The following is an 18,395-nucleotide window of genomic DNA, read 5'->3' as shown; positions in this document are numbered from 1 at the left end:
TGCAGAGCAAGGGTGAAAGCAGTGCGAATCCGCTAATTTGTTGCTAAGGGCAACGTAACGGCAACGATACGCAAATTTCACCCTGAACTAAAAAAGCCTGCTAGTAATTACATAGCAGGCCATTCAATGCCAATAAGGGTTACGGTGGTGGGAACTGAGAGATTCGAACTCTCGACCTACGGATTAAGAGAACCGGGAGATCAGGCCAAAGGCTTTGGACAGCGAGGTGCCGCCTTTGAAAAGCAACCGCGGCCCACCGACGTCCAGGCCGTTGAACAGCGCATCCAGGGTCCAACAGACCCAGAAGTCTTTTTCGACATTCTGAACGGCAGTACCCAGACGGGCCGCCGTTCCCAGGAATAAATCGCGTCGCTCAGCATCGCTGGCGGTGATCACGGCATTGAAATCTTTATTCAACGGGATGCTTCCGTCTGGTTTACCGGGCGGCGGCGTGTGGGTGCCTTCGTGCGGTTGTGGGTACCTGTTTCCTTGATCGCTGTCGGCTGCGGGGTGCAGCCAGGCAGTTCACGAACCAAAGTTTGCATCCACGCAGGCAACACGCCAAAGCCGTCGAGCAGGTCCTGGCAGATGGCGAGACCATGCACTGGGTCGGCCAGCACCTGAGCCAATCGGCTCAGGATGCGGACACGGTCGGTGGCGAGCGTGTCCTTGAGCCAATACAGTGCTTGGACAACCCGCATTGCCGGTCGTCCAGCCCAGTAAAGGCGGCTTGGTGCCGTGAACTTGAACTCGATCACCAACTTGTCGAGCTGGATGGAGCGGCGCCTAGCGTCAGTGTGGATGGTGACGCGAGCAGGTACGGCATCCGTCAGACCGAGGTCATTGGCTGCTGTCATGCCATCCACCAGCATGCGCAACTGGTCGCGTCGGGCAATGGCATCCACGACGATCCGGTAGTCTGGCGTGGTAGGCCGTTTTGTCAGTCTGTTGACGGTTGGGCAGTCATACAGGCCCCGGTCTATGCGACGCAAGTCGCCCGCTTGCACCATGCGCTGCAGGGTTTTATCGATGGCATCGCGGGAGCCGAGTTGTGCGAAATCAGTCGGCACCCAGACGTGGCCAGGGCCAGCGGCGGCAATCAGCGATGAGATGCGGGTCTTTAAGTCGGACATGAAAATGCTTTAGTCCGATAATTGTGTACATTTTTCGGACATTTGGCAAATTTATTTTGTCCGAAAAATGTATACGTATTTCAGTCAGATCTGTAGCCCCCCTTCCACCAGAACGAATTCAAAACGACCTACGAACGCTGTCGCGCATGCCGTGCGTACGGCATCAGGAATCCGGCCAGATCCGCAACCACTGCTTCGAAAACCGGGATTTCGATGGCCAAGTCGCGAACGAATGCAGCCCACTGTCGCTGCTTGCCCACGTCGGTCGCAAAAGTTTGGGTCAATGCCACGGGCGCCTCAAATGGAATGGCTGTGCCGCGCCGTTCGAACGTCGCCGCAATCGCCCGAGACAAGCGGTCTTCGTCGAAGTCATAGCTCCGGCTCAGAGTCCACACGTCGTAGAAGTCTTTCATACGACTGTTGGCCAAGCCCAACATGACCATGGCCTGGAATTTTTCAGCAATCACCGTTTCGCGGGCATAGACGCGCAGTCTCGGCTGCGGCAGATCGAGCAGGACCGGCAGATTGACCTCTTCAATACCGGGCTCTATGGCGTCGCCAAAGCCTATGTCAATGATGACGGAAATACGCGCACCGGCGAGCGCACCGGTGGTGCGCAGACGCAAGCCACCATACTCAAGCTCTTCGCGGATCAACTCGACGCGCAGCGCATCGACGTCGAACACAATGCCGTCGTCTACCTCAATGGCGCAGATCTCACGAAACGTGACGAGCATCGCCTCCGGCGCCGGATCGCCATAGCCCAGAAAATCTACATCGCGTGTCGGGCGGTGCGGATCGTCGAACCAAGTCGTCATCAGCATCGCACCCTTGAGTACGAACCGACTGCGATGGGGAGAGAGGCTGAGCCGATGCAGCAGTCGCTCGTTGGCATAGCGCGTCAACAAGAGATCAAATGCCTGCCCCTTCTGGCGTGCCAGCGTCAGCAGGCGGGCGCGCACCGAGGCACCGACGTCTCGTGGTTTCTTAGGCTCAGCCATGGGATGTCAACGCACTCATGTACGGCTCCATGACTTTCCAGACTTTGGCATCCGCCGCCTCTTTTGCTATTTCAGACGGCGATGCTTTTTTTTGTCTAAGTGCCTCCCGCAGCCCTTCCAGCGCGACGCTCACGCCAACGGTCTGCCGATAACGGAATAAGTCTGCAATAGTTTTGGCAACCCCAAAGATCGGCACGGATACCCCGTCAACGAGGTGGTGCTCGACGCCAAGCAGCAGGCGTGGCCCTGAAAAACGCGCGAAACGAACCGGCGGATATTCAAACGTGGGGTGCCAGTCTTTCGGGCCGATGGCCATCCAGACCTTGGGCGGAATCTGGTCTGTCAAACCGTGGAACGCCAGGGACGACGTCAGGCAGATGACTCCCTTGGGAACAAGTTTGGACGCCTCGGCAAGGGTGTGATTCACATCGAGTGATGCGTCTGCCAGCTGATACAGCCCTCGGGCAAGGTGCACGAGAACGCCCTCTCGCTCAAGGCGCGACACTGTAGCTGCAGTAATGCCCTTGGCAGTCAATTCGCTGAGGCGCGACATGCCCGCGGCCTGCAGATGGGCCACCGCACTATCTCGCTGGGATGGTTTATTTTTGAGATTCACTGATATAAAACATAGGATTACTTTTCATATTACCCGATGATTCATATCATTTCAAGAAAAAACGAACTTCTCCGTTCAGGAGGGCACCGCCAAGGTACAGAAAGACTTTCCAACGCTGTCCGCCCATCCATGTGGACATGCTGGACCAACCCTCGGAATCTCCGCAATCGGTCGCTACGGGCTGAGGTGATCCATTTTGCGTCTAGCATATCTCTTCAAACTCGCGCATGCCGTCAAGTTATCTTCGCCAATCAGCTGAGTGACCCAATGAAGTTGATGCGGTCGAACTTGCATTCTTGCAACGCGCAGCGCCTGAAACGTTGCACTGGCTAGTGCTGTGTGTCCGAGTAAAGTTCGTACTGGCTCATGGGCAAGAATGTCCAAGGTTGTGACGAGCTTCATCGCTTCAAAACGTTCACCGGCAATGCGCGTCGCCTTCTTTTCGTCAATAGCAGCAGAGAATCCATTACTATATGCAAACGCAAGAGTTGCAGCCTCACCGTCACCGAGAGAATCCGACGTCTTGCCAGACACCAAGCTAAAAAAATGCTCTAGCGACGGACCAGAAAGCTCCTTCATTTGCAAGAAGCGCGCATCGATCAATTCAGTCAGAAGCGTGGATTCTTGTCGGCCATTTGCCGCACCCTGCTCGATTTCACGCACGACATGGCCGGTTACGACAAGGGACGCTTTCAACGCTTGCAGAATTTCGGTCGCGTATCCGGTCGCCAGCAGATTGATTATTACGCTGGCGTCCAGAACGATGACTTTATCTTGTTCAGTAAGGCAGCTTGAAAAGGTCATCTGTTTTGTCCTCGTCGGCCTCATCAAGCAGTTCACGAACACTTTCGCGATTGAGCTTCAACATTTCCGACATCTGCCCTTCGCTGATCAGATCCTTCTTCCAAGCTTCAATAGCCAGCAGGAAAAGTCTTGAAGATTGCGCGCCATCGACTGGAACTGGTCCATGTGCTGCTGAACCAAGAACTTGGCGTACCTGTTCGTCGGTGATACCGCCGTTGTCCGCGAACCAATCCCAAGTTCCTTTCTTCGTCAAACCAAGCTCTTCAAGCCGCAGCACCATTGCTTGTCGGGATACACCAAAGAAGTTGGCAAGCAAAATGATATGCCGTCGCGTCAAATGGGTTGAGCCTAAAGTCAAATCCTTGAACTTCTCCATGACAGCGCGGGCGGGCATAAGAAACGCACTAGCAAAGGCATTGGCATAGCGCTCCTCACGAGAGTTTTCGTACTTCTGATCTTGATAGATCTCTGGTCGACGTCGCGTTCCAATGAAGTGACCAAGCTCATGAGCGCCAGTCAAGGTCCTTCGGTCTTCTCGATGACTTGCATTGATCAGTATGCAGGCGCCAACCGCCTCATCGTAGGCAAACAACCCAGAGACTTTGGCATCCAAGTTCCTCGCATAGACCCGCACGCCAAGCTGTAGCTCTAGAAGTGAAAACAGGTTTTGAATAGGGCCTTCCCCAAGTCCAAGCCAATTGCGCAAGCTCTGAGCATCTTGTTCCGCTTGCTTGCGGACATCACCCGGAAGGATGGTTTTTTCCGCAGGATAGTTGTACGGTTTCTCAATACCCAGAATGTTCTCTAACTCCACCTCAGCCCTAACTAGGTCATTCAGCATTCGCGCTGCCTGTTCGATACCAGTACCTGCAGTTTCCGGAAGTGATCGAAAGCGAGGGACCAAATCGACATGAACGGCATCCCGACGCAATAGAGAATTTGCAGATATTCCATACAAACGGCTCAGTTCCTGAATCTCTTCGAGCCTTGCAGCACGTTGTCCCTTCTCAATGGAGACCAGCGTAGTACGAGCGATGCCTGCGGCCTTGGCTGCAACATCTTGAGTGATGTTGGCGGTCTCCCGAGCAATCTTCAATCTTTCGCCCAGCTCTATTTGGCTCAACTCATAGTTTGGTTTGTTCATGATGCACCGTCTATCCACTGCCTTACGAACGACCCTGGTCCAAGATTGTCAATGAATGCAGACCATTCAACTGTGTGTTGCCGCAGGAGTCGGTCAAGGTTTTGCGCCACGACTGCCGACGGCTCAGACAGAGCGCGAGCCAGCTCGTTCGTCCCTCGGCGTTTAACTAGCTCATACTGCATGGAATCACGAAGTGAAGCGAAGTGCTGAAAATGGAGTACCCCCGCGATGGAGTATTCACGCAATGCTGGCGTGAAATTAGTGAATTGTTTTGCTGCGCCAGACTCCCAGGTGTCAGCCTTCAGTGATTCCCACACATAGTTTTCAGATGTCTCACTTAAGCCAGCCGCATGAACACTGAGACGGCGGAGTATGCAAGCTGCACAAACTCCACATTGCCGTCTTTTGCCCGAGACGGCAACCTGCCGAGATTGCTGCCAACACGATCTGGTCTTCGCCCACGGCACGTCACTGCCACAGACATCGACGAACTCGCGAAGGGTCTCGCCCTTCGTCATCCACAACCGTGGAAATCGGTACTGAATCTGATATCCGAGCAATGCATTGAAGAAGCGTTCCATCAATGCGGCGAAGACGGGATGACTTCGATAATCCTCATAGCCCTGCCCAACGGGGAGAAGAGCTGGTGCCAGGGCACCTTGTCCACTCTCCGGAATAATGACCGACGGCACGTCAATCAAATAAGCCGCCATAGTTGATACAACGCTGAATTTGAACCCTCGGCTCCGTGCGCTACTTTCGGCATTTCTGCCATCTTCGAGATTTATGGTGTACGGAACAGCCGTAAAAGGAATCTCGCGACGATCTCTCTTCGAAATATCGTGCTGCTTGCTGCCCACTCTCACACGCACCAACCGATTACCAAGACGGTGGCTCTCCAGCCCGGCTACCGCGCGCGAATCCATTCCATCGCTAAAGGCGATTACGGACTCTGCGTTGGATGGAAACCCCATGCGGCCTTGCGCAGGCCGTTCTGCTGGAACCTTGCGAGAGCGGAATTCGAAGTGCCAGTCGTCACCGGTAAGTAGGTTCAACGCCTCCACTAAAGCCCGGGTGACCTTCTTGCCTGACCACTTGTCGGGATCATGAACAGGAACATATACAGAGAATTTTCGTCCCCAGTTCATGGCACTACGGGCCAGACTCCGATCACAGAACTCAACTGCGGCAGCCACGACAAGCGCGTCATACACCGTCGGCTCCCATTTGATGGACGAGAACGATTCAAGAGCTTCAAGGTCGAAATCAATGTTTCGGTCAAGCCGACAAGCGACCGTACCTTTGCGCCGACGGCCACCAGCTTCGACCACATCCACGGCCAGTTCCTTGAGAGGCAATAGGTTCATCACAAGGGCACTCCTTCGTCGAGGTGGGTCTTCTTTTGGGGGCGTCGGGTTTTGGCCAATTCAGGTGCCACGAGCATCGAGCCCAGTCTGCCTTCTGAAAAGCTGGAGATAGCGGCATGGAGTCGCTTACTTACGTTATCAGACCGCCTTGGATTTGACTCCCGAAGATAGTGCTCTTCAACCGACCGAACGTTCGCGAAGCCACGCATCTTCGCTGCAAGGCTGCAAGGCCAATCGCATCATGAAAGGCATCCAAACCAAATCTACCTTCGGTTATGAGCTCTATGCTCCATGCAACTGCGTTCATTCCAAATACGGACCCAGCAGCCAAAACCTTCGCATTTTCAAGTTCCTGAAACGCAATTTCAGGGAGCTCCAAGGAGTTGTCGCGTCCGGTAAAGATCGACTTCAAAGCATCAATGAGTGACCACTTGACTTCATTTTTGAAGTCGCTGGCAAGCGCACCCGCAGCAGCCTCCGCTACCTGCTCAGCATCGTAGGTACCCTGATCTCCGCACTTGGCCAGTTCTCTCCACGGCTTTCGCATCGGCAGACTTCTATGCGGTCCATCACTCATGATTTTGTTCCATTTGTCAGATTTTAATAATAAAAATCAGACAATGTCAAATTAATCGCCGAATCGCCGAAAGGAGAGTGCTAAGGCAACGTCATTGCCAGCCTCGGCCGCGTGCAGTCAGGTGCCTGGTCACATAACCTTCGGGAAGGATCTGAACGGCAACTTCCAGTTCGGAATGGTGCAAGGACAGATGGACTGCAAACTCGACAAACGGCAGAGCCAGCGCATCGAGTTCACCTGGCACGGCTTTGACGAACGAAGGCGACGAACTGGCCGGGCGCGGTCACGCCGAGATCGTTAAGGATGAACTGCACGGGCATTTGTACATCCACTTGGGCGATGATTCCGCATTCCGCGCTGTCAGGCCACTGACTGCGGCGCGCAAACACAAATCCGGCTGAGTCCGTGTAGATCAAGCAAGCATGAGCGAATACCAGTACTACGAATTCGCGGCCATTGACCAGCCGCTCACCCGCGCCGACATGGCAAAACTGCGCGCGGTCTCCACGCGCGCCGAGATAACCCCGGCGGGTTTCGTCAACCACTACGAGTGGGGCGGCCTGAAAGCCGATCCGTCCGACTGGATGCGGCGTTACTTCGATGCCTTTGTCTACACCGCCAATTGGTGCAGTTGTCGACTGGCCTTGCGCGTGCCATTGAAGACGTTCACGAAGTCGGAGTTGAAACCATTTACCACCCAGCACACCTTACGCATCGAGGCGAGCGACGAGCACTGGGTCATCGACTGGTCGCTGGATGAAAGCGAAGACTACGACCGCTTCGGCGTCGAGGACGGCCACGGCTGGATGCGACGCCTTGTGCCGCTGCGCGACTACCTGCTACGCGGTGACCTACGGCCGTTGTACCTTGGGTGGCTTGCTGCTGCCGCTGGAGGCGAACTCGACGATGGCGCACTGGAACCGGAAGTGCCACCTGGCTTGTCGGAATTGTCCCCGCCACTGCAGGCTCTGGTCGAATTCCTGGAGATCGATCCCGACATGCTGGCTGCCGCCACGACAGGCAGTACCCAAATTCCACGGAACGATACGCAACAAGCGGATCGCATGGATACCTGGCTGAACGAGTGGTCTCGTGACGAGATGATGGCCGCGCTGAAGCTGATCGCTCAGGGTCAGGGACACGAAGCCGAGCGCCAGGTCAGATCTCGCCACGCAGCCTGGCTGAAGTCGCAACGTCCGTCGTCCACCTCGTCGACATTGCGACGCAGCGTAGGCAAACTGCGCGAAGTCGCCCAATTGGCCTCCGTCGGCCGCCTGGAGCGCGAAGCGAAAGAACGTGCGAAGCAGGAGACAGAACGCCGACAGCAACGGGCAGCCTATCTGCGGTTGTTGATGGCTGACGTAGACAAGCGCTGGGCCGCCATCGATGCCCAGGCGCAGCGTGGTTCGGCATCGGGCTATGAACAGGCGGTTCGCGGCCTGACAGAGTTGGCGGAGGGCTACGCCATCACATCCAACTCCAAGGAGTTCGACCGCGCACTGCGACGCATGCTCGTGCGCCATGCTACACGTGGTGCGTTGATGCGCCGTCTGGCCGATGCCGGCCTCTGGTCGGGGTGAGGCCGCCATGATGGAAGATAACGGCAGCGAACTCGCGCGGCTACGTGTCGAAAACGCCCGGCTGGTCAACCTGTGCGAGCTGGAAGCCAACGGCAAAGAGGCAATTCGCCTGGAGCGGCGCATTCACAAACGGTACTCTGCCAATTTCTGAACTCGCTGAGACCCCAGGCCTCCTCACCTGGAGTTCTAGATCGGCAGGCTAGGCATAACCTCGAAACCGATCACATGCTTCAGTGCTTCATTCAAGATTTTCGAACCGCTCATAGCTGAGCAAACACCTCCTTGATCACTGCCACGGTCTCGGCAGCGAGGCTCTCGTCGGCCAGCGCCGGGAACTCCTTGAGCAACTTGTTCGACACCTTGCCACCGTTCTCCCGCACCGACCGAATGATGCGATCGATGTCGCCGTCCGGCCCTTCGATCACCTGCTTGACGCGCTCGCGAGCCACGCGCAGACTGCGCAGATAGCCCGCTTCCTTGCGCATTTCCTGCTCGATGGTCAACTGCACCACTTGAGCAAGGTATTCGACATGATCGGTCATATCAGGGAAGCGCCAGGCCGGCAGCGCGTCCCGGTAGGCATCGAACTGCAAGTTGAAGTGCACGCCATCCTCCGCGACCTGTTCCGCGCCGAAGCGCCAGGCCTCGGCATATTTACGCATCAGCGGCCGCGAAAACAACTCAAGTACCTGATCGTAGCCGCGCCGACTGACAACCGTGCTGGTGATCGTGGCCGACACGGGCAGGATGAAGGGTGCCGGGATGGCCTTGTCCCTTCGCAGTACGTCGTTGATCAAAAAACGGGAGATACGGCCGTTGCCATCTGACATCGGATGGATATAGACAAAACCAAACGACAGCACCGCGGCGCGCACAAGCGCGGCGGCACCGGTTGTGCGAGCAGCGAAGTCGCGCAAACCGGACAGCAGTGCTGGCGTATCGTTCCAGTGTGGTGCGATGTAATGAACCACCTCGGTAAAACCGTCGACGTCGCCCACGAACACCGGAGAGCGGCGCACGCCATAGCGCGTCGCTCTGGGCCCAAGGATCTGCGACTGGAGTTCGACGAGTACATCCTCCGACAGAGGCTCGTCATGCCGTCCGCAGCGCTGCTCCATCACCGCAGCAAAGCGCCGCACACGATCAACGTGCTGCTCTTCATGCTCGATCGCTAAGCTCGCACGACTCTCCTTGATGGTCAGCCAGACCACACTGCGCTGCAGCACATCGGCACCGAACTCAACCTCCAGATCGGCCAGATGTTGCGCGCAGTCGTACTGTTCGGCCTGCTGTACGCGCGCAGTACGCATGACCAATGGGCAGTAGTCTGGCGTGCCCGGTAGGTTGTCGCGCACGCGCCAACGCGGATTGTTGGTCGGCTGGCTCGCCGTCAGGTAGGCTGATTCATCCAGAGCCGTGACGTAGTTCCCCGCCGTCACGCCGGGAAACGCCAGTTGCCGACCGGTCAGGTATTCATAGAAGAAGCCCGCGCGGCGTGCGTACTGACCCGTAGGCTCGGCCACGACCCAAGCCTCAAGATCGGTCACCGGCACAACATTGAACAACCGTGCCAGAAACTCCAAGTGAACCCCTTCGTGCTTGAAGGCGAAGGTCAAATGACCAATCAAATTGTCAGCAGGCTGCGCCACGGGCGGGTAGTATTCGTGGACATATCCATCTTCCCGTGTGGTGGCACGCGACTTGGCAATGACACTGTCCGTACGAAACGCTTGGACTGGCGAGATGCCGTAGTGCTCAACCAGCCATTGGTACCCGATCCAATCGGCCACTTAAATCCTTGGGGTTTTACTAAAAATTGATTAATGCAGATGGATTTTGATTAAAAAATTCATTTCCGTCAATAAATCGATTAAAACATTAAGCGCTGAACATTCAGCAAACCGGATCCAATCGATAACGATATTGCCTCGCATGAGGGGCACCTTCAATCACGCAGTCACAAAAGTGCGCCTGATAAGATTGCAGTTCGTAGCTAAATTGAAACTGCTGACTCGCAACGCCTCATGACGATTCATAGAAGCCCAGGTATTTTGTGGGGTAAATCGTGGGGTGAGGCACCTACCCAGGGGCGAAATATTCATGAAAATCAATACCTTAGAGCTGATCCCGAGCTTCAGGTGCAGAACATAGAGTAAGGCTTCCTGGCGTCTCTTCAGACGCAGGCGACGGGCTTGCCCGAAAAGCTAAACTGCGCTGGGCCTGCTGTACACCACCATGGCAATGCCGCCCAGTACAGCGAGTGAGGTCAGCAGCAAACGCAAGGTGATGGGCTCGTGAACAAACAGAGCACCGGCCAGTGAGGCCAGCACCGGCACACTCAGTTGAACCGCTGCCGCGCGCGTCCTCGTGAGTTTCGGCAAAACGACGTACCAGACCGCGTAGCCCATGCCGGAAGTGATGGCGCCTGACAGCACTGCATAGAGCGCGCCCAAGCCATCGAGCTGTTGGTGCGTCAAGAGCGCAGCACTCAGTAGAACCGACAAAAGTGTCGCCCGCAAGAAGTTGCCTGCGGTGTCGCCCGTCGGATCAGCCACGCCGCGTCCGCGTAGCGAATAGACGCCCCAGGCAACACCAGAGGCCAGCATGAGCAACGCGCTCCCCAGGGGTGGTGCATCCAGTCGGGGAGACAGGATCGCGACAACACCGGCCATCGCCAGCAGCAAGCCGCCGAGTTGACGTGCGTTAAGCCGCTCGCCATGCCACAACCCCGTCAAAATCATCGTTGCCTGCACAGCGCCAAACAGCAGCAAGGCACCAATGCCGGTTGAAATATTGGCATAAGAAAAAGACAAAGAACTGGCATAGGCAAACAATGCCAATGCAGAAATCCAGCTGCCCCCCAATCCTGGGAATCGGCCCCGTGAGGCGATCACTGAACCCCGAAATCGCTGCCGCCCATGGACCAGCAATGCAAGCATCAATGCACCCGAGATCAATCGCACGGACGTAAAACTGGCCGCATCAATGGACGTCTGCCGTAGCGCAAGTCGGCAAAGCACCGAATTGCCAGCAAAACACAACATCGTCACCAAGGTGAGCAAGGTCAGACGGATGGAGGACATACAACTCCCAAAATGAAAACCATAACGCGGTCGGATGAGGTTGGGACGGACCGCATTGCGGTTACAAACCATGCGGCACTGCGCGATCTCCGCTTAACCAGCACCATGAATCCACGACATCGAAAATTAAACTGATGCCGTTAACTGTAATGAGAACAAGGGCAGACTGCGAAAGGAATGCCAGCTTTGTTGGAAACGGTCATTCATGATGCTGAGCCGTCATGCCAAGGCCATTGCAAGGCAGAGTTGGCAGAGGCGAGCCACGTTTTCGGCAACCATTTCAAGTCGGACGGCTCATCGATATCATGCAGCGTAGGGAGAATTTCCACACGCCATTCAAGCTGTTTCATTCGACTCATCGTATCAGTCGCGACGCTGCTGGTGCTCCAGGCAATGCTGGAGAAAACGCGTGCATCAAACCGGTTCAATCCGAGCATCACATAGCCGCCATCAAAGGCAGGAACCAAAGTGGCATCTGCGCATTGCAAAGCACGGGCGGCTTGCTGCAGTTGGGCTGCGTCCAATTGCGGGCAATCGGTACCTATCAGCAAGATGGATTCACCCGCGTCAACCACACGCTTTGCCGCGCGTGCCATACGCTCACCCAAATCGCCGTCGCCCTGGTCAGTCCTGTGTACAGTCCCGGATATGGCCAACGTCTCCCAGACGGCTTGGACTGCCGATGGTGTGACACACAATTCCACTGGCCCCACCTGGGAAGTCAAGGCTTCATGCAAGGTTTGTGCGAGCAAACGCTGCGCCAGTTCGGCTGCGCCTTGTTGCCCCAAGGCCGGGATCAGCCGGGTCTTGGCGAAACCAGCCAGCGGCGCTTTGGCAAAGATGACAATGCGTACCGGTTTCATCGGTAGGCACGCGCCAGAAGGCCAACGGGCACCCCGCGCCAGTAGTCCCAGCGCAAACGCCACATCAGGAAAATGGTGTGCCAAACACTACGCGATTCCCAACGCCGCCCCGAGGTGGTCACGCAGCGTGTGATACAGGCCGGGCGAGACAGGCAGCGCAAGCGTTTGGAGAGTTCAATGTCTTCCATCAAGGGCTGGTCCGGAAACCCACCCACGGCATCGAAGACAGTGCGGGACACGAACATCGCCTGGTCGCCCGTGGCAATGCCGGTCCAGCGCGAGCGCAGATTCATCATGTGACCCACGACACGCAGCATCCAGTGATGGCCTGTGATGCAAACATCAAATCTGCCCCAACTGTGCAAACCACTGGCAAGCGACTGATTGACACAGTCAAAAGCGCCTTGTGGCAATTGGGTATCAGCATGAAGGAACAGCAAGGCCTCGCCGATTGCACATGCTGCGCCGGCATTCATTTGCCTTGCACGTCCGGATGGCGCGTGAACGACCTTAAAGCCAGCGCACTCGATCATCGCGACCGATCCGTCAACACTGCCACCATCGACAAACAGCACTTCACAGCCATGGCGGCTCAATGGCAGCAGGCGTTCCAGCAACGCTGGAAGGACCAGCGCTTCATTGAGAACAGGAACGATGATGGACAGTGTCACGATTTGCCACTCCTGTCTGGTCCACCGGCTGCGTTCAGTCGCCAGTCATAGTCCAGAAACTCGATGCCAAGTTTGCTGGCTGACAGTTTACTGGAAGTGTCAACATTCAGCCTCAAAGGCACACTGTAGAGTGCCAATTGCGTCGGGTTGCTCCAGCGGTCAAATTCAACTCGGGTCAACTTCGATATGCTGGCCAGATAGGTTTGGAGTGGGGTTCGGTCCGCCATGAATCCAGCGTAATCCACTTCGCTGGCCTGTCCGGCGCGCAGCACCTGCACATGTTTTTTGAGCAGTTCGTCCCAATGGGAACTGCCGAGCCCTTCTGCCCGCGCCAGGCCCGCCAAACCTGCGAGCACGCACAGCGCAAGGCAAGTTCTTCCAAGCATCTTGATTAGCCTCGCTTCCAGGTATGAAAGCGCGCCAACAGGGCCAGCACTTTTTGCGGTGCGTGCGCGCGCTTCCATTCACCCGCGACGTATTTGTTGGCTTCTGCTAATGTGGGGTAGGTGTGAATGGTGCCCAGAATCTTGTTCAAACCCAAGCCATGCTTCATGGCCAGCACGAATTCAGCGAGTAAATCACCGGCGTGTTCTCCGACGATGGTCACACCCAGAATGCGGTCTTTGCCGGCGACGGTGAGCACTTTGACGAAACCGTACGCCGTGCCGTCGGCAATGGCGCGGTCCAGGTCATCCAGGCCGTATTTGGTAACTTCATAAGCAATGCCTTTCTCCTTCGCATCTTGCTCGTTGAGTCCAACCCGAGCCACCTCGGGTTCGATGAAAGTCGCCCAGGGCACCACTGAGTAATCCACCTTGAATTTCTTGAAGTCACCGAACAGCGCGTTGACAGCTGCGTACCACGCCATGTGGCCAGCCGTGTGGGTAAATTGATAAGGCCCGGCCACATCGCCCGCTGCATAGATGTTCGGGTACAGGGTCTCCAGGTAATCGTTAATCGCCACGGTGCGTTGCGTAGGAATGCCCAAATCTTCCAGGCCATAACCCTGCAAACGGGCCACGCGCCCGACCGCGCACAGCAAGGCATCAAATTCAATGCGGATCTCTTTGCCCTGATGCTCAACCACGATGAATTTGCGAGTCCCCTCCCGCTCGCATCGCAAGGCTTTGTGACCGGTCAAAACGTCAATGCCATCACGCCTCAATGAGTCACGGGCCAGATCGGATACTTCCAGGTCTTCGCGGATCATGATGCGCGGAGCCATCTCGATTTGAGTCACCTTGGAGCCCAAACGGGCAAAACTCTGCGCCAACTCGCAGCCAATAGGGCCACCGCCCAGCACCACCAGTCGCTTTGGTGCCGCGTCCAGCTTGGCAAATTCGTCCCACAGCGTGTCACTGGTGACATATCCCACATCATCCAGACCGGGCAGCGGTGGCACAAACGGGCTGGCCCCGGCTGCAATGACGATGCTGCGGGTGGTCAGGCGCTGCATGCCGCCGTTGTTGAGCTTGATTTCCACTGTCCAGGGGTCGACGATGCGTGCATAACCCTCCAGCACTTCCACGCCGAGTTCGGTGTAGCGCGCCACGCTGTCGTGTGGCTCCACCGTGCGTATCACTTCATGCACTCTGGCCATCACTTTGCGAAAACTGAACTGTGGTTCTGCTGCACTCAATCCATAGTTTTCGGCATGGCGCATTTGATTGGCGACGCGGGCTGACTTGATCAGGGCCTTGCTGGGTACGCAGCCGTAGTTGAGGCAATCACCCCCCATCTTGTGGGCTTCAACCAAGGTCACCTTGGCCTTGACGGCTGCCGCAATATAGGAAGTGACCAAACCTGCCGCGCCGCCACCAATGACCACCAAGTTGCGGTCAAATTTTTTGGGACGTTGCCATTTGGCGTACACGCGACGACCTTGCAGCAAACTCATAAACTTCTTAGTCAGCATGGGGAAGACCCCGAGTAGTGCAAAGGAAAGCAAGAGGCCGGGCGACACAATGCCGACCAGGCTGTTGATTTGGGCCAACTGGGTGCCGGCATTCACATAAACCAGCGTACCGGCCAACATACCCAACTGACTGACCCAGTAATAGCTCAGTGTACGAACCGGTGTCAGGCCCATGAGCAAATTGACCAAAAAGAACGGAAATAGGGGCACCAGGCGCAGGGTGAAGAGGTAAAGCGTGCCATCTTTGGCCATGCCTTCGTTGATGGCTTTGAGCCGATCACCAAAACGGCGTTGGATGGCATCGCGCAGCACATAGCGTGATGCCAGAAAAGCCAGGGTAGCGCCGATGCTTGACGCAAACGACACAATCAACGTGCCCACGGACAAGCCAAACAAAGCACCTGCAGCAAGGGTCAATATCGCAGCACCCGGCAGTGACATCGCTGTGACCACCAAGTAGACTGAAAAAAAGACCAGCCCAACAACAACGGGTGACGCGGCACGTTGCGCCTCAAATTGACCCAGACTGGCTTTCATGCCATCCAGTGTCAGATAGTGGTTCAAATCCATAGCAAAGAAACCGAATGCCAACAAGGCAGCAGCGCTAAGAATCAGTAGTTTTTTCATGGGTTGCCCATATTCGTTCGACTTCGGTGAGGCAACAACTATCGCCCTGTGCAAGCATAGTCGCCAATGAACGTCAGGTTCTTACACTGCGAACAAGGTGCATGGTTAGTAAGACGGAGGTAATGCCTGCGACCAAATCGACATAGATGTCAACCGAATGACTCGATAAGACAGCAAAACTGATCGGAAGAGCCAGCGGCATGCTCAACGCGTCAGCCAGATCTATGCACCCAGGTAATTTGCCAAGGCATCAAAGAAATAGACAACAACGTCGCAATCTGCGTGGGGTCTGGTGGTCCATCTGGTTCCCATTCGGCTGGTTCGCGAACAAAGGCGGTCTCGGAGCCGCAGGCGCGGGCGGCATTCAGGTCAAAATTGTGAACGAAAAGACCGGGAGCTTTTGCCGGATTCGAGCCAAGGCGGCTGGGAAGCCGGTCCAGGCCGAGAGTTCGTGCCACGCATGAAAACCTGCCAGCGCTCCTGTTGACCCAATTGCTGCAGGCCTTATTTCATCAGTGTGGACCGTTGCTGCATGAAGTGGATACGCAGCATGGTCTCCAGGGAAAACGGTAGCCTGCCAGTGCGGCCATGCGGGTAGTACGGAGCAATGAGATCGACCAATGCGGCCCATGGCACCACTTGTTTTATCTGCTCCAGGAACTCGGGCTTGCCGGTTTTCTTGTGGCTGAGATTGAGGTACAAGGCAGTTTTTTTCACAGGCTAGATTTTCTCAGGCAGGGCTGACGTCAAGCACACAATCGTGGGAGCTATGCAGAGTCTCCTGAATACGAACAAGGTGACACATTTACCTTCTTCTACGGATCGGTTCAAACGCAACAAAGGTGCACCGGGCATTGACGGCATGACCGTAGACGCCATAGGCGTCCATCTTCACCGACCATGAAGTCCCCGGTTCGAATCGCTTCGGCCAACTCGGCTTTTGCTTATTCGCGCGCCGGGCTCGCCTGGGCCTGTTTAGCTGGATAGAGATGCGGGTATAACTCATTGAGCTTGCGGCTTTCCTCTCCATGGGCCGGCATGTCACCGGTGCGAATGGCTTCAGCCAGTTCGGCTTTCACCTGTTCGCGGGTGACACCTGCGAGGGCTGAGGTGCCAGCGATCAGGCCGGAGGCTAGGACCAGGGTGATGGCTGCAAATTTGTTTTTCATGATGATTCCTTTCAAAGCTTGTTAAACAGTTCCCCGTTCCAGGCAACCCGCAGCCATGGCATTGCCTGACAGCGCAGCGGCAGAGGCGATCGTCTTGGAAATTTTGGAGGAGAGATGGTTCATAAAGAAGTCCTTGGATTGTTGAATGGGTGACATTTGCGAAAAAACTCAGAAAGTCAAGTGGAAACGAGACTCTCGCTGGAATAGTCGTTTGAGCCTTAACAAGACTTACACGGGCATCAAGAAACTTGTGACCATGCGCAATAGCGAACTCAAACAACATCGTGTCCACGCAAAATTGCCCCGGCGGTCTGTAGTAAATCCGGTTGTTGCAGCGACTACACGTATGTCGTCAATGCAGAAAGGATCCAATACCTCCGACTTATGAGCGCGCTTGCCACCGCGGGATACCAATGAATTGAAAGGTGCCCAGACGCACAAGCAAATGTCACCTGGCATGTGGCCACGCGACCGGGCAAGCGCCATGCCTTGAACAAAGAGAACGGGGTTCTTTGTCAATTTCACTGTGATTCTTCACTCAGCCTTGGAGAATCTTGTTTTTCAAAATTCGAGGCCTGAGCATGAAAAACACAGCGCTGTATGAACAGCTACTTGGGTCGAAGACTGCTTGGTCAGTCAAGAAGGTGGACCTTTCATTGGTACACCAGCGCGTGTTGGCCGAAGTGGTGTTGAAGAAGGGGGGGCAGGCGTGTGCGAACCCAACGGGTGCCACCAAGAGAGCCCACATCAATGGTTGGAGTGAGCGCCAGTGGCGTCACTTGGACACATGCCAGTTCGAGACCGTTATCAAAGCCCGTGTACCGCAACTCAAATACAACGACGGCACGGTTGAAGAGCTGATGATGCAGTGGGCCGATCGCATCAGCCAGACTCATGCGCCCAGATGTTTTGCAAGCGTATCAAACCCATCAACAACGATGTCGCAATCTGGATGCGGTGTCGGGTCGGGCGGCCCCCCTGGCCCCCATTCGTCTGGTCTGCGGACAAAGGCTGTCTTGAAACCGCAGGCGCGGGCAGCATTCAGATCAAAGTTGTGGCAGGCGACCATCAAGATATCTGACGGCTCCATGCCGAGCCATTGTGCTGCTTTCAAATACGCTTGCGCGTTGGGCTTGTAGACACCGATCATCTCGCACGAGATCACGGCATCCCAGTTCAGGTCGTTTTTTCGGGAAACGTCCAGCACCAGGGACAGCGGCAGCATGGTGAACGAAATGGCGGAAAGCTTTTGCCGGATTCGCGCCAAGGCGGCTGGGAAGTCAGGCCATGCCGAGAGTTCGTGCCACGCATGAAATATCTGCCAGCGTTCCTGCTGGCCAAATTGCTGCAGGCCGTATTTTGTCAACACCTCTTCGAGTGCCGTGCGATGCGCATCGTCCATGTTGAACGCCGGCTGAACCTGCCCGACGATGCCTTCCATGGCCAGGCGCCGGTAGTCGTTGGTGACCGCATGCCAGTCCAGGCCAATACCGTGGCGTTCGCCAACATTCTGGAAAGCACTACACACGCCACTGTGCCAGTCCAGAATGGTGCCACCGGTGTCGAAAGTGAGTGCCTTGACTTGCATGTTGATTCCTATGTGAATGATTCAGCCGGCGTGCAGCCCACGACACGCTCGAAACTGTCCGGTACAAAGCTGGGGGTCATGGGCTGCTGCGTTCAATCGACTTTGTAGGCCGCAAACCGCTCGTCAACCATCGTGGCAAAGAGGTGGTTGCTGAAGTTGCTCAGGGTTTTGACGGCAATGGCCAACACGATGTACATCAGGTCAGTTTCCTTGTAACCGGCGTCCAAGAACGTTTTCACTGTCTCGGTGCTTGGCTG

The 18,395-nt window shown here is 55.9% G+C and carries 18 protein-coding genes and 4 pseudogenes; 5 read left to right on the top strand and 17 right to left on the bottom strand.

Annotated features, from left to right (window positions below):
- Nucleotides 1–186: 186 nt before the first annotated feature.
- The 8 genes and pseudogenes from WA157_RS15170 to WA157_RS15135 form a co-directional block, all read right to left on the bottom strand.
- Nucleotides 187–417, bottom strand: a pseudogene (locus WA157_RS15170) (nucleotidyl transferase AbiEii/AbiGii toxin family protein); the annotation flags it as partial.
- Complete coding sequence (locus WA157_RS15165; protein WP_422621761.1) at nt 414–1,133, bottom strand: DUF6088 family protein; 720 nt, start codon at nt 1,131–1,133, stop codon at nt 414–416. The pseudogene WA157_RS15170 and the gene WA157_RS15165, both read right to left, overlap by 4 nt.
- Before the next feature lie 128 nt (nt 1,134–1,261).
- On the bottom strand, nt 1,262–2,134 hold the full coding sequence (locus WA157_RS15160) for a nucleotidyl transferase AbiEii/AbiGii toxin family protein (protein ID WP_422621760.1): 873 nt from the start codon (nt 2,132–2,134) through the stop codon (nt 1,262–1,264).
- Nucleotides 2,127–2,750: a type IV toxin-antitoxin system AbiEi family antitoxin domain-containing protein gene (locus WA157_RS15155; protein ID WP_422621759.1), complete on the bottom strand. Its 624-nt coding sequence runs from the start codon at nt 2,748–2,750 to the stop codon at nt 2,127–2,129. The genes WA157_RS15160 and WA157_RS15155 overlap by 8 nt, the downstream gene beginning before the upstream one ends.
- 174 nt (nt 2,751–2,924) lie before the next feature.
- Nucleotides 2,925–3,554, bottom strand: coding sequence for a hypothetical protein (locus WA157_RS15150; RefSeq protein WP_422621758.1), 630 nt, complete (start codon nt 3,552–3,554; stop codon nt 2,925–2,927).
- Nucleotides 3,529–4,698 carry an ImmA/IrrE family metallo-endopeptidase gene (locus tag WA157_RS15145; RefSeq protein ID WP_422621757.1) on the bottom strand — a complete coding sequence of 390 codons (1,170 nt, stop codon included), beginning with the start codon at nt 4,696–4,698 and terminating at the stop codon, nt 3,529–3,531. Before WA157_RS15145 ends, WA157_RS15150 begins: the two co-directional genes overlap by 26 nt.
- Nucleotides 4,695–6,065 (bottom strand): 7-cyano-7-deazaguanine synthase, encoded by a 1,371-nt coding sequence (locus WA157_RS15140; RefSeq protein WP_422621756.1) that lies wholly within the window; start codon nt 6,063–6,065, stop codon nt 4,695–4,697. The genes WA157_RS15145 and WA157_RS15140 overlap by 4 nt, the downstream gene beginning before the upstream one ends.
- Before the next feature lie 130 nt (nt 6,066–6,195).
- The gene (locus tag WA157_RS15135) at nt 6,196–6,642 is read right to left on the bottom strand and encodes a hypothetical protein (RefSeq protein ID WP_422621755.1); all 447 of its coding nucleotides are present in this window, start codon (nt 6,640–6,642) and stop codon (nt 6,196–6,198) included.
- A 248-nt stretch (nt 6,643–6,890) separates the two neighbouring features.
- Here WA157_RS15135 and WA157_RS15130 point away from each other — a divergent pair, with 248 nt between their 5' ends.
- The 3 genes from WA157_RS15130 to WA157_RS15120 are packed head-to-tail and all read left to right on the top strand — an operon-like array spanning nt 6,891 to nt 8,373.
- Nucleotides 6,891–7,043 carry a hypothetical protein gene (locus WA157_RS15130; protein WP_422621754.1) on the top strand — a complete coding sequence of 51 codons (153 nt, stop codon included), beginning with the start codon at nt 6,891–6,893 and terminating at the stop codon, nt 7,041–7,043.
- A gap of 21 nt (nt 7,044–7,064) precedes the next feature.
- A complete protein-coding gene (locus WA157_RS15125) occupies nt 7,065–8,222 on the top strand; it encodes a hypothetical protein (RefSeq protein ID WP_422621753.1) in 1,158 nt (385 codons plus the stop codon).
- Between the two features lie 7 nt (nt 8,223–8,229).
- Nucleotides 8,230–8,373: a hypothetical protein gene (locus WA157_RS15120; RefSeq protein WP_422621752.1), complete on the top strand. Its 144-nt coding sequence runs from the start codon at nt 8,230–8,232 to the stop codon at nt 8,371–8,373.
- Nucleotides 8,374–8,482: 109 nt separating this feature from the next.
- On the opposite strand, the gene WA157_RS15115 is transcribed toward WA157_RS15120, so the two are convergent.
- The 8 genes and pseudogenes from WA157_RS15115 to WA157_RS15080 form a co-directional block, all read right to left on the bottom strand.
- Entirely contained in the window at nt 8,483–10,012 is a 1,530-nt protein-coding gene (locus WA157_RS15115; RefSeq protein ID WP_422621751.1) for a Fic family protein, read from the bottom strand.
- A 414-nt stretch (nt 10,013–10,426) separates the two neighbouring features.
- Nucleotides 10,427–11,305 (bottom strand): DMT family transporter, encoded by an 879-nt coding sequence (locus tag WA157_RS15110; RefSeq protein ID WP_422621750.1) that lies wholly within the window; start codon nt 11,303–11,305, stop codon nt 10,427–10,429.
- A 203-nt stretch (nt 11,306–11,508) separates the two neighbouring features.
- Nucleotides 11,509–12,168 carry a TIGR04282 family arsenosugar biosynthesis glycosyltransferase gene (locus WA157_RS15105; RefSeq protein WP_422621749.1) on the bottom strand — a complete coding sequence of 220 codons (660 nt, stop codon included), beginning with the start codon at nt 12,166–12,168 and terminating at the stop codon, nt 11,509–11,511.
- On the bottom strand, nt 12,165–12,839 hold the full coding sequence (locus WA157_RS15100; RefSeq protein WP_422621748.1) for a TIGR04283 family arsenosugar biosynthesis glycosyltransferase: 675 nt from the start codon (nt 12,837–12,839) through the stop codon (nt 12,165–12,167). Before WA157_RS15100 ends, WA157_RS15105 begins: the two co-directional genes overlap by 4 nt.
- On the bottom strand, nt 12,836–13,225 hold the full coding sequence (locus tag WA157_RS15095) for a hypothetical protein (RefSeq protein WP_422621747.1): 390 nt from the start codon (nt 13,223–13,225) through the stop codon (nt 12,836–12,838). Before WA157_RS15095 ends, WA157_RS15100 begins: the two co-directional genes overlap by 4 nt.
- A gap of 5 nt (nt 13,226–13,230) precedes the next feature.
- Nucleotides 13,231–15,381 (bottom strand): FAD-dependent oxidoreductase, encoded by a 2,151-nt coding sequence (locus WA157_RS15090; RefSeq protein ID WP_422621746.1) that lies wholly within the window; start codon nt 15,379–15,381, stop codon nt 13,231–13,233.
- 525 nt (nt 15,382–15,906) lie between these two features.
- A pseudogene (locus WA157_RS15085) lies at nt 15,907–16,083 on the bottom strand (IS5/IS1182 family transposase); the annotation flags it as partial.
- 242 nt (nt 16,084–16,325) lie between these two features.
- Nucleotides 16,326–16,550 (bottom strand): DUF4148 domain-containing protein, encoded by a 225-nt coding sequence (locus tag WA157_RS15080; protein WP_422621745.1) that lies wholly within the window; start codon nt 16,548–16,550, stop codon nt 16,326–16,328.
- 399 nt (nt 16,551–16,949) lie between these two features.
- Here WA157_RS15080 and WA157_RS15075 point away from each other — a divergent pair.
- Nucleotides 16,950–17,054, top strand: a pseudogene (locus WA157_RS15075) (IS5/IS1182 family transposase); the annotation flags it as partial.
- Nucleotides 17,055–17,131: 77 nt separating this feature from the next.
- A pseudogene (locus WA157_RS15070) lies at nt 17,132–17,440 on the top strand (transposase family protein); the annotation flags it as partial.
- 2 nt (nt 17,441–17,442) lie between these two features.
- Here the strand turns inward: WA157_RS15070 and WA157_RS15065 are convergent.
- A complete protein-coding gene (locus WA157_RS15065; protein WP_422621744.1) occupies nt 17,443–18,138 on the bottom strand; it encodes a haloacid dehalogenase type II in 696 nt (231 codons plus the stop codon).
- Nucleotides 18,139–18,395 lie beyond the last annotated feature (257 nt).

Source organism: Rhodoferax ferrireducens, from assembly GCF_049302455.1.
In the GTDB taxonomy this organism is placed as follows: Bacteria; Pseudomonadota; Gammaproteobacteria; order Burkholderiales; family Burkholderiaceae_C; genus Rhodoferax; species Rhodoferax ferrireducens_B.
This window is presented reverse-complemented; position numbering and strand designations above follow the sequence as displayed.

Bases quoted from the DNA above. Each gene is read 5' to 3' on its own strand.
- WA157_RS15110 (WP_422621750.1), bottom strand. From the start codon at position 11,305: ATGTCCTCCATCCGTCTGACCTTGCTCACCTTGGTGACGATGTTGTGT.
- WA157_RS15140 (WP_422621756.1), bottom strand. From the start codon at position 6,065: ATGAACCTATTGCCTCTCAAGGAACTGGCCGTGGATGTGGTCGAAGCT.
- WA157_RS15120 (WP_422621752.1), top strand. From the start codon at position 8,230: ATGATGGAAGATAACGGCAGCGAACTCGCGCGGCTACGTGTCGAAAAC.
- WA157_RS15080 (WP_422621745.1), bottom strand. From the start codon at position 16,550: ATGAAAAACAAATTTGCAGCCATCACCCTGGTCCTAGCCTCCGGCCTG.
- WA157_RS15145 (WP_422621757.1), bottom strand. From the start codon at position 4,698: ATGAACAAACCAAACTATGAGTTGAGCCAAATAGAGCTGGGCGAAAGA.
- WA157_RS15125 (WP_422621753.1), top strand. From the start codon at position 7,065: ATGAGCGAATACCAGTACTACGAATTCGCGGCCATTGACCAGCCGCTC.
- WA157_RS15160 (WP_422621760.1), bottom strand. From the start codon at position 2,134: ATGGCTGAGCCTAAGAAACCACGAGACGTCGGTGCCTCGGTGCGCGCC.
- WA157_RS15090 (WP_422621746.1), bottom strand. From the start codon at position 15,381: ATGAAAAAACTACTGATTCTTAGCGCTGCTGCCTTGTTGGCATTCGGT.
- WA157_RS15095 (WP_422621747.1), bottom strand. From the start codon at position 13,225: ATGCTTGGAAGAACTTGCCTTGCGCTGTGCGTGCTCGCAGGTTTGGCG.
- WA157_RS15065 (WP_422621744.1), bottom strand. From the start codon at position 18,138: ATGCAAGTCAAGGCACTCACTTTCGACACCGGTGGCACCATTCTGGAC.
- WA157_RS15165 (WP_422621761.1), bottom strand. From the start codon at position 1,133: ATGTCCGACTTAAAGACCCGCATCTCATCGCTGATTGCCGCCGCTGGC.
- WA157_RS15135 (WP_422621755.1), bottom strand. From the start codon at position 6,642: ATGAGTGATGGACCGCATAGAAGTCTGCCGATGCGAAAGCCGTGGAGA.
- WA157_RS15150 (WP_422621758.1), bottom strand. From the start codon at position 3,554: ATGACCTTTTCAAGCTGCCTTACTGAACAAGATAAAGTCATCGTTCTG.
- WA157_RS15105 (WP_422621749.1), bottom strand. From the start codon at position 12,168: ATGAAACCGGTACGCATTGTCATCTTTGCCAAAGCGCCGCTGGCTGGT.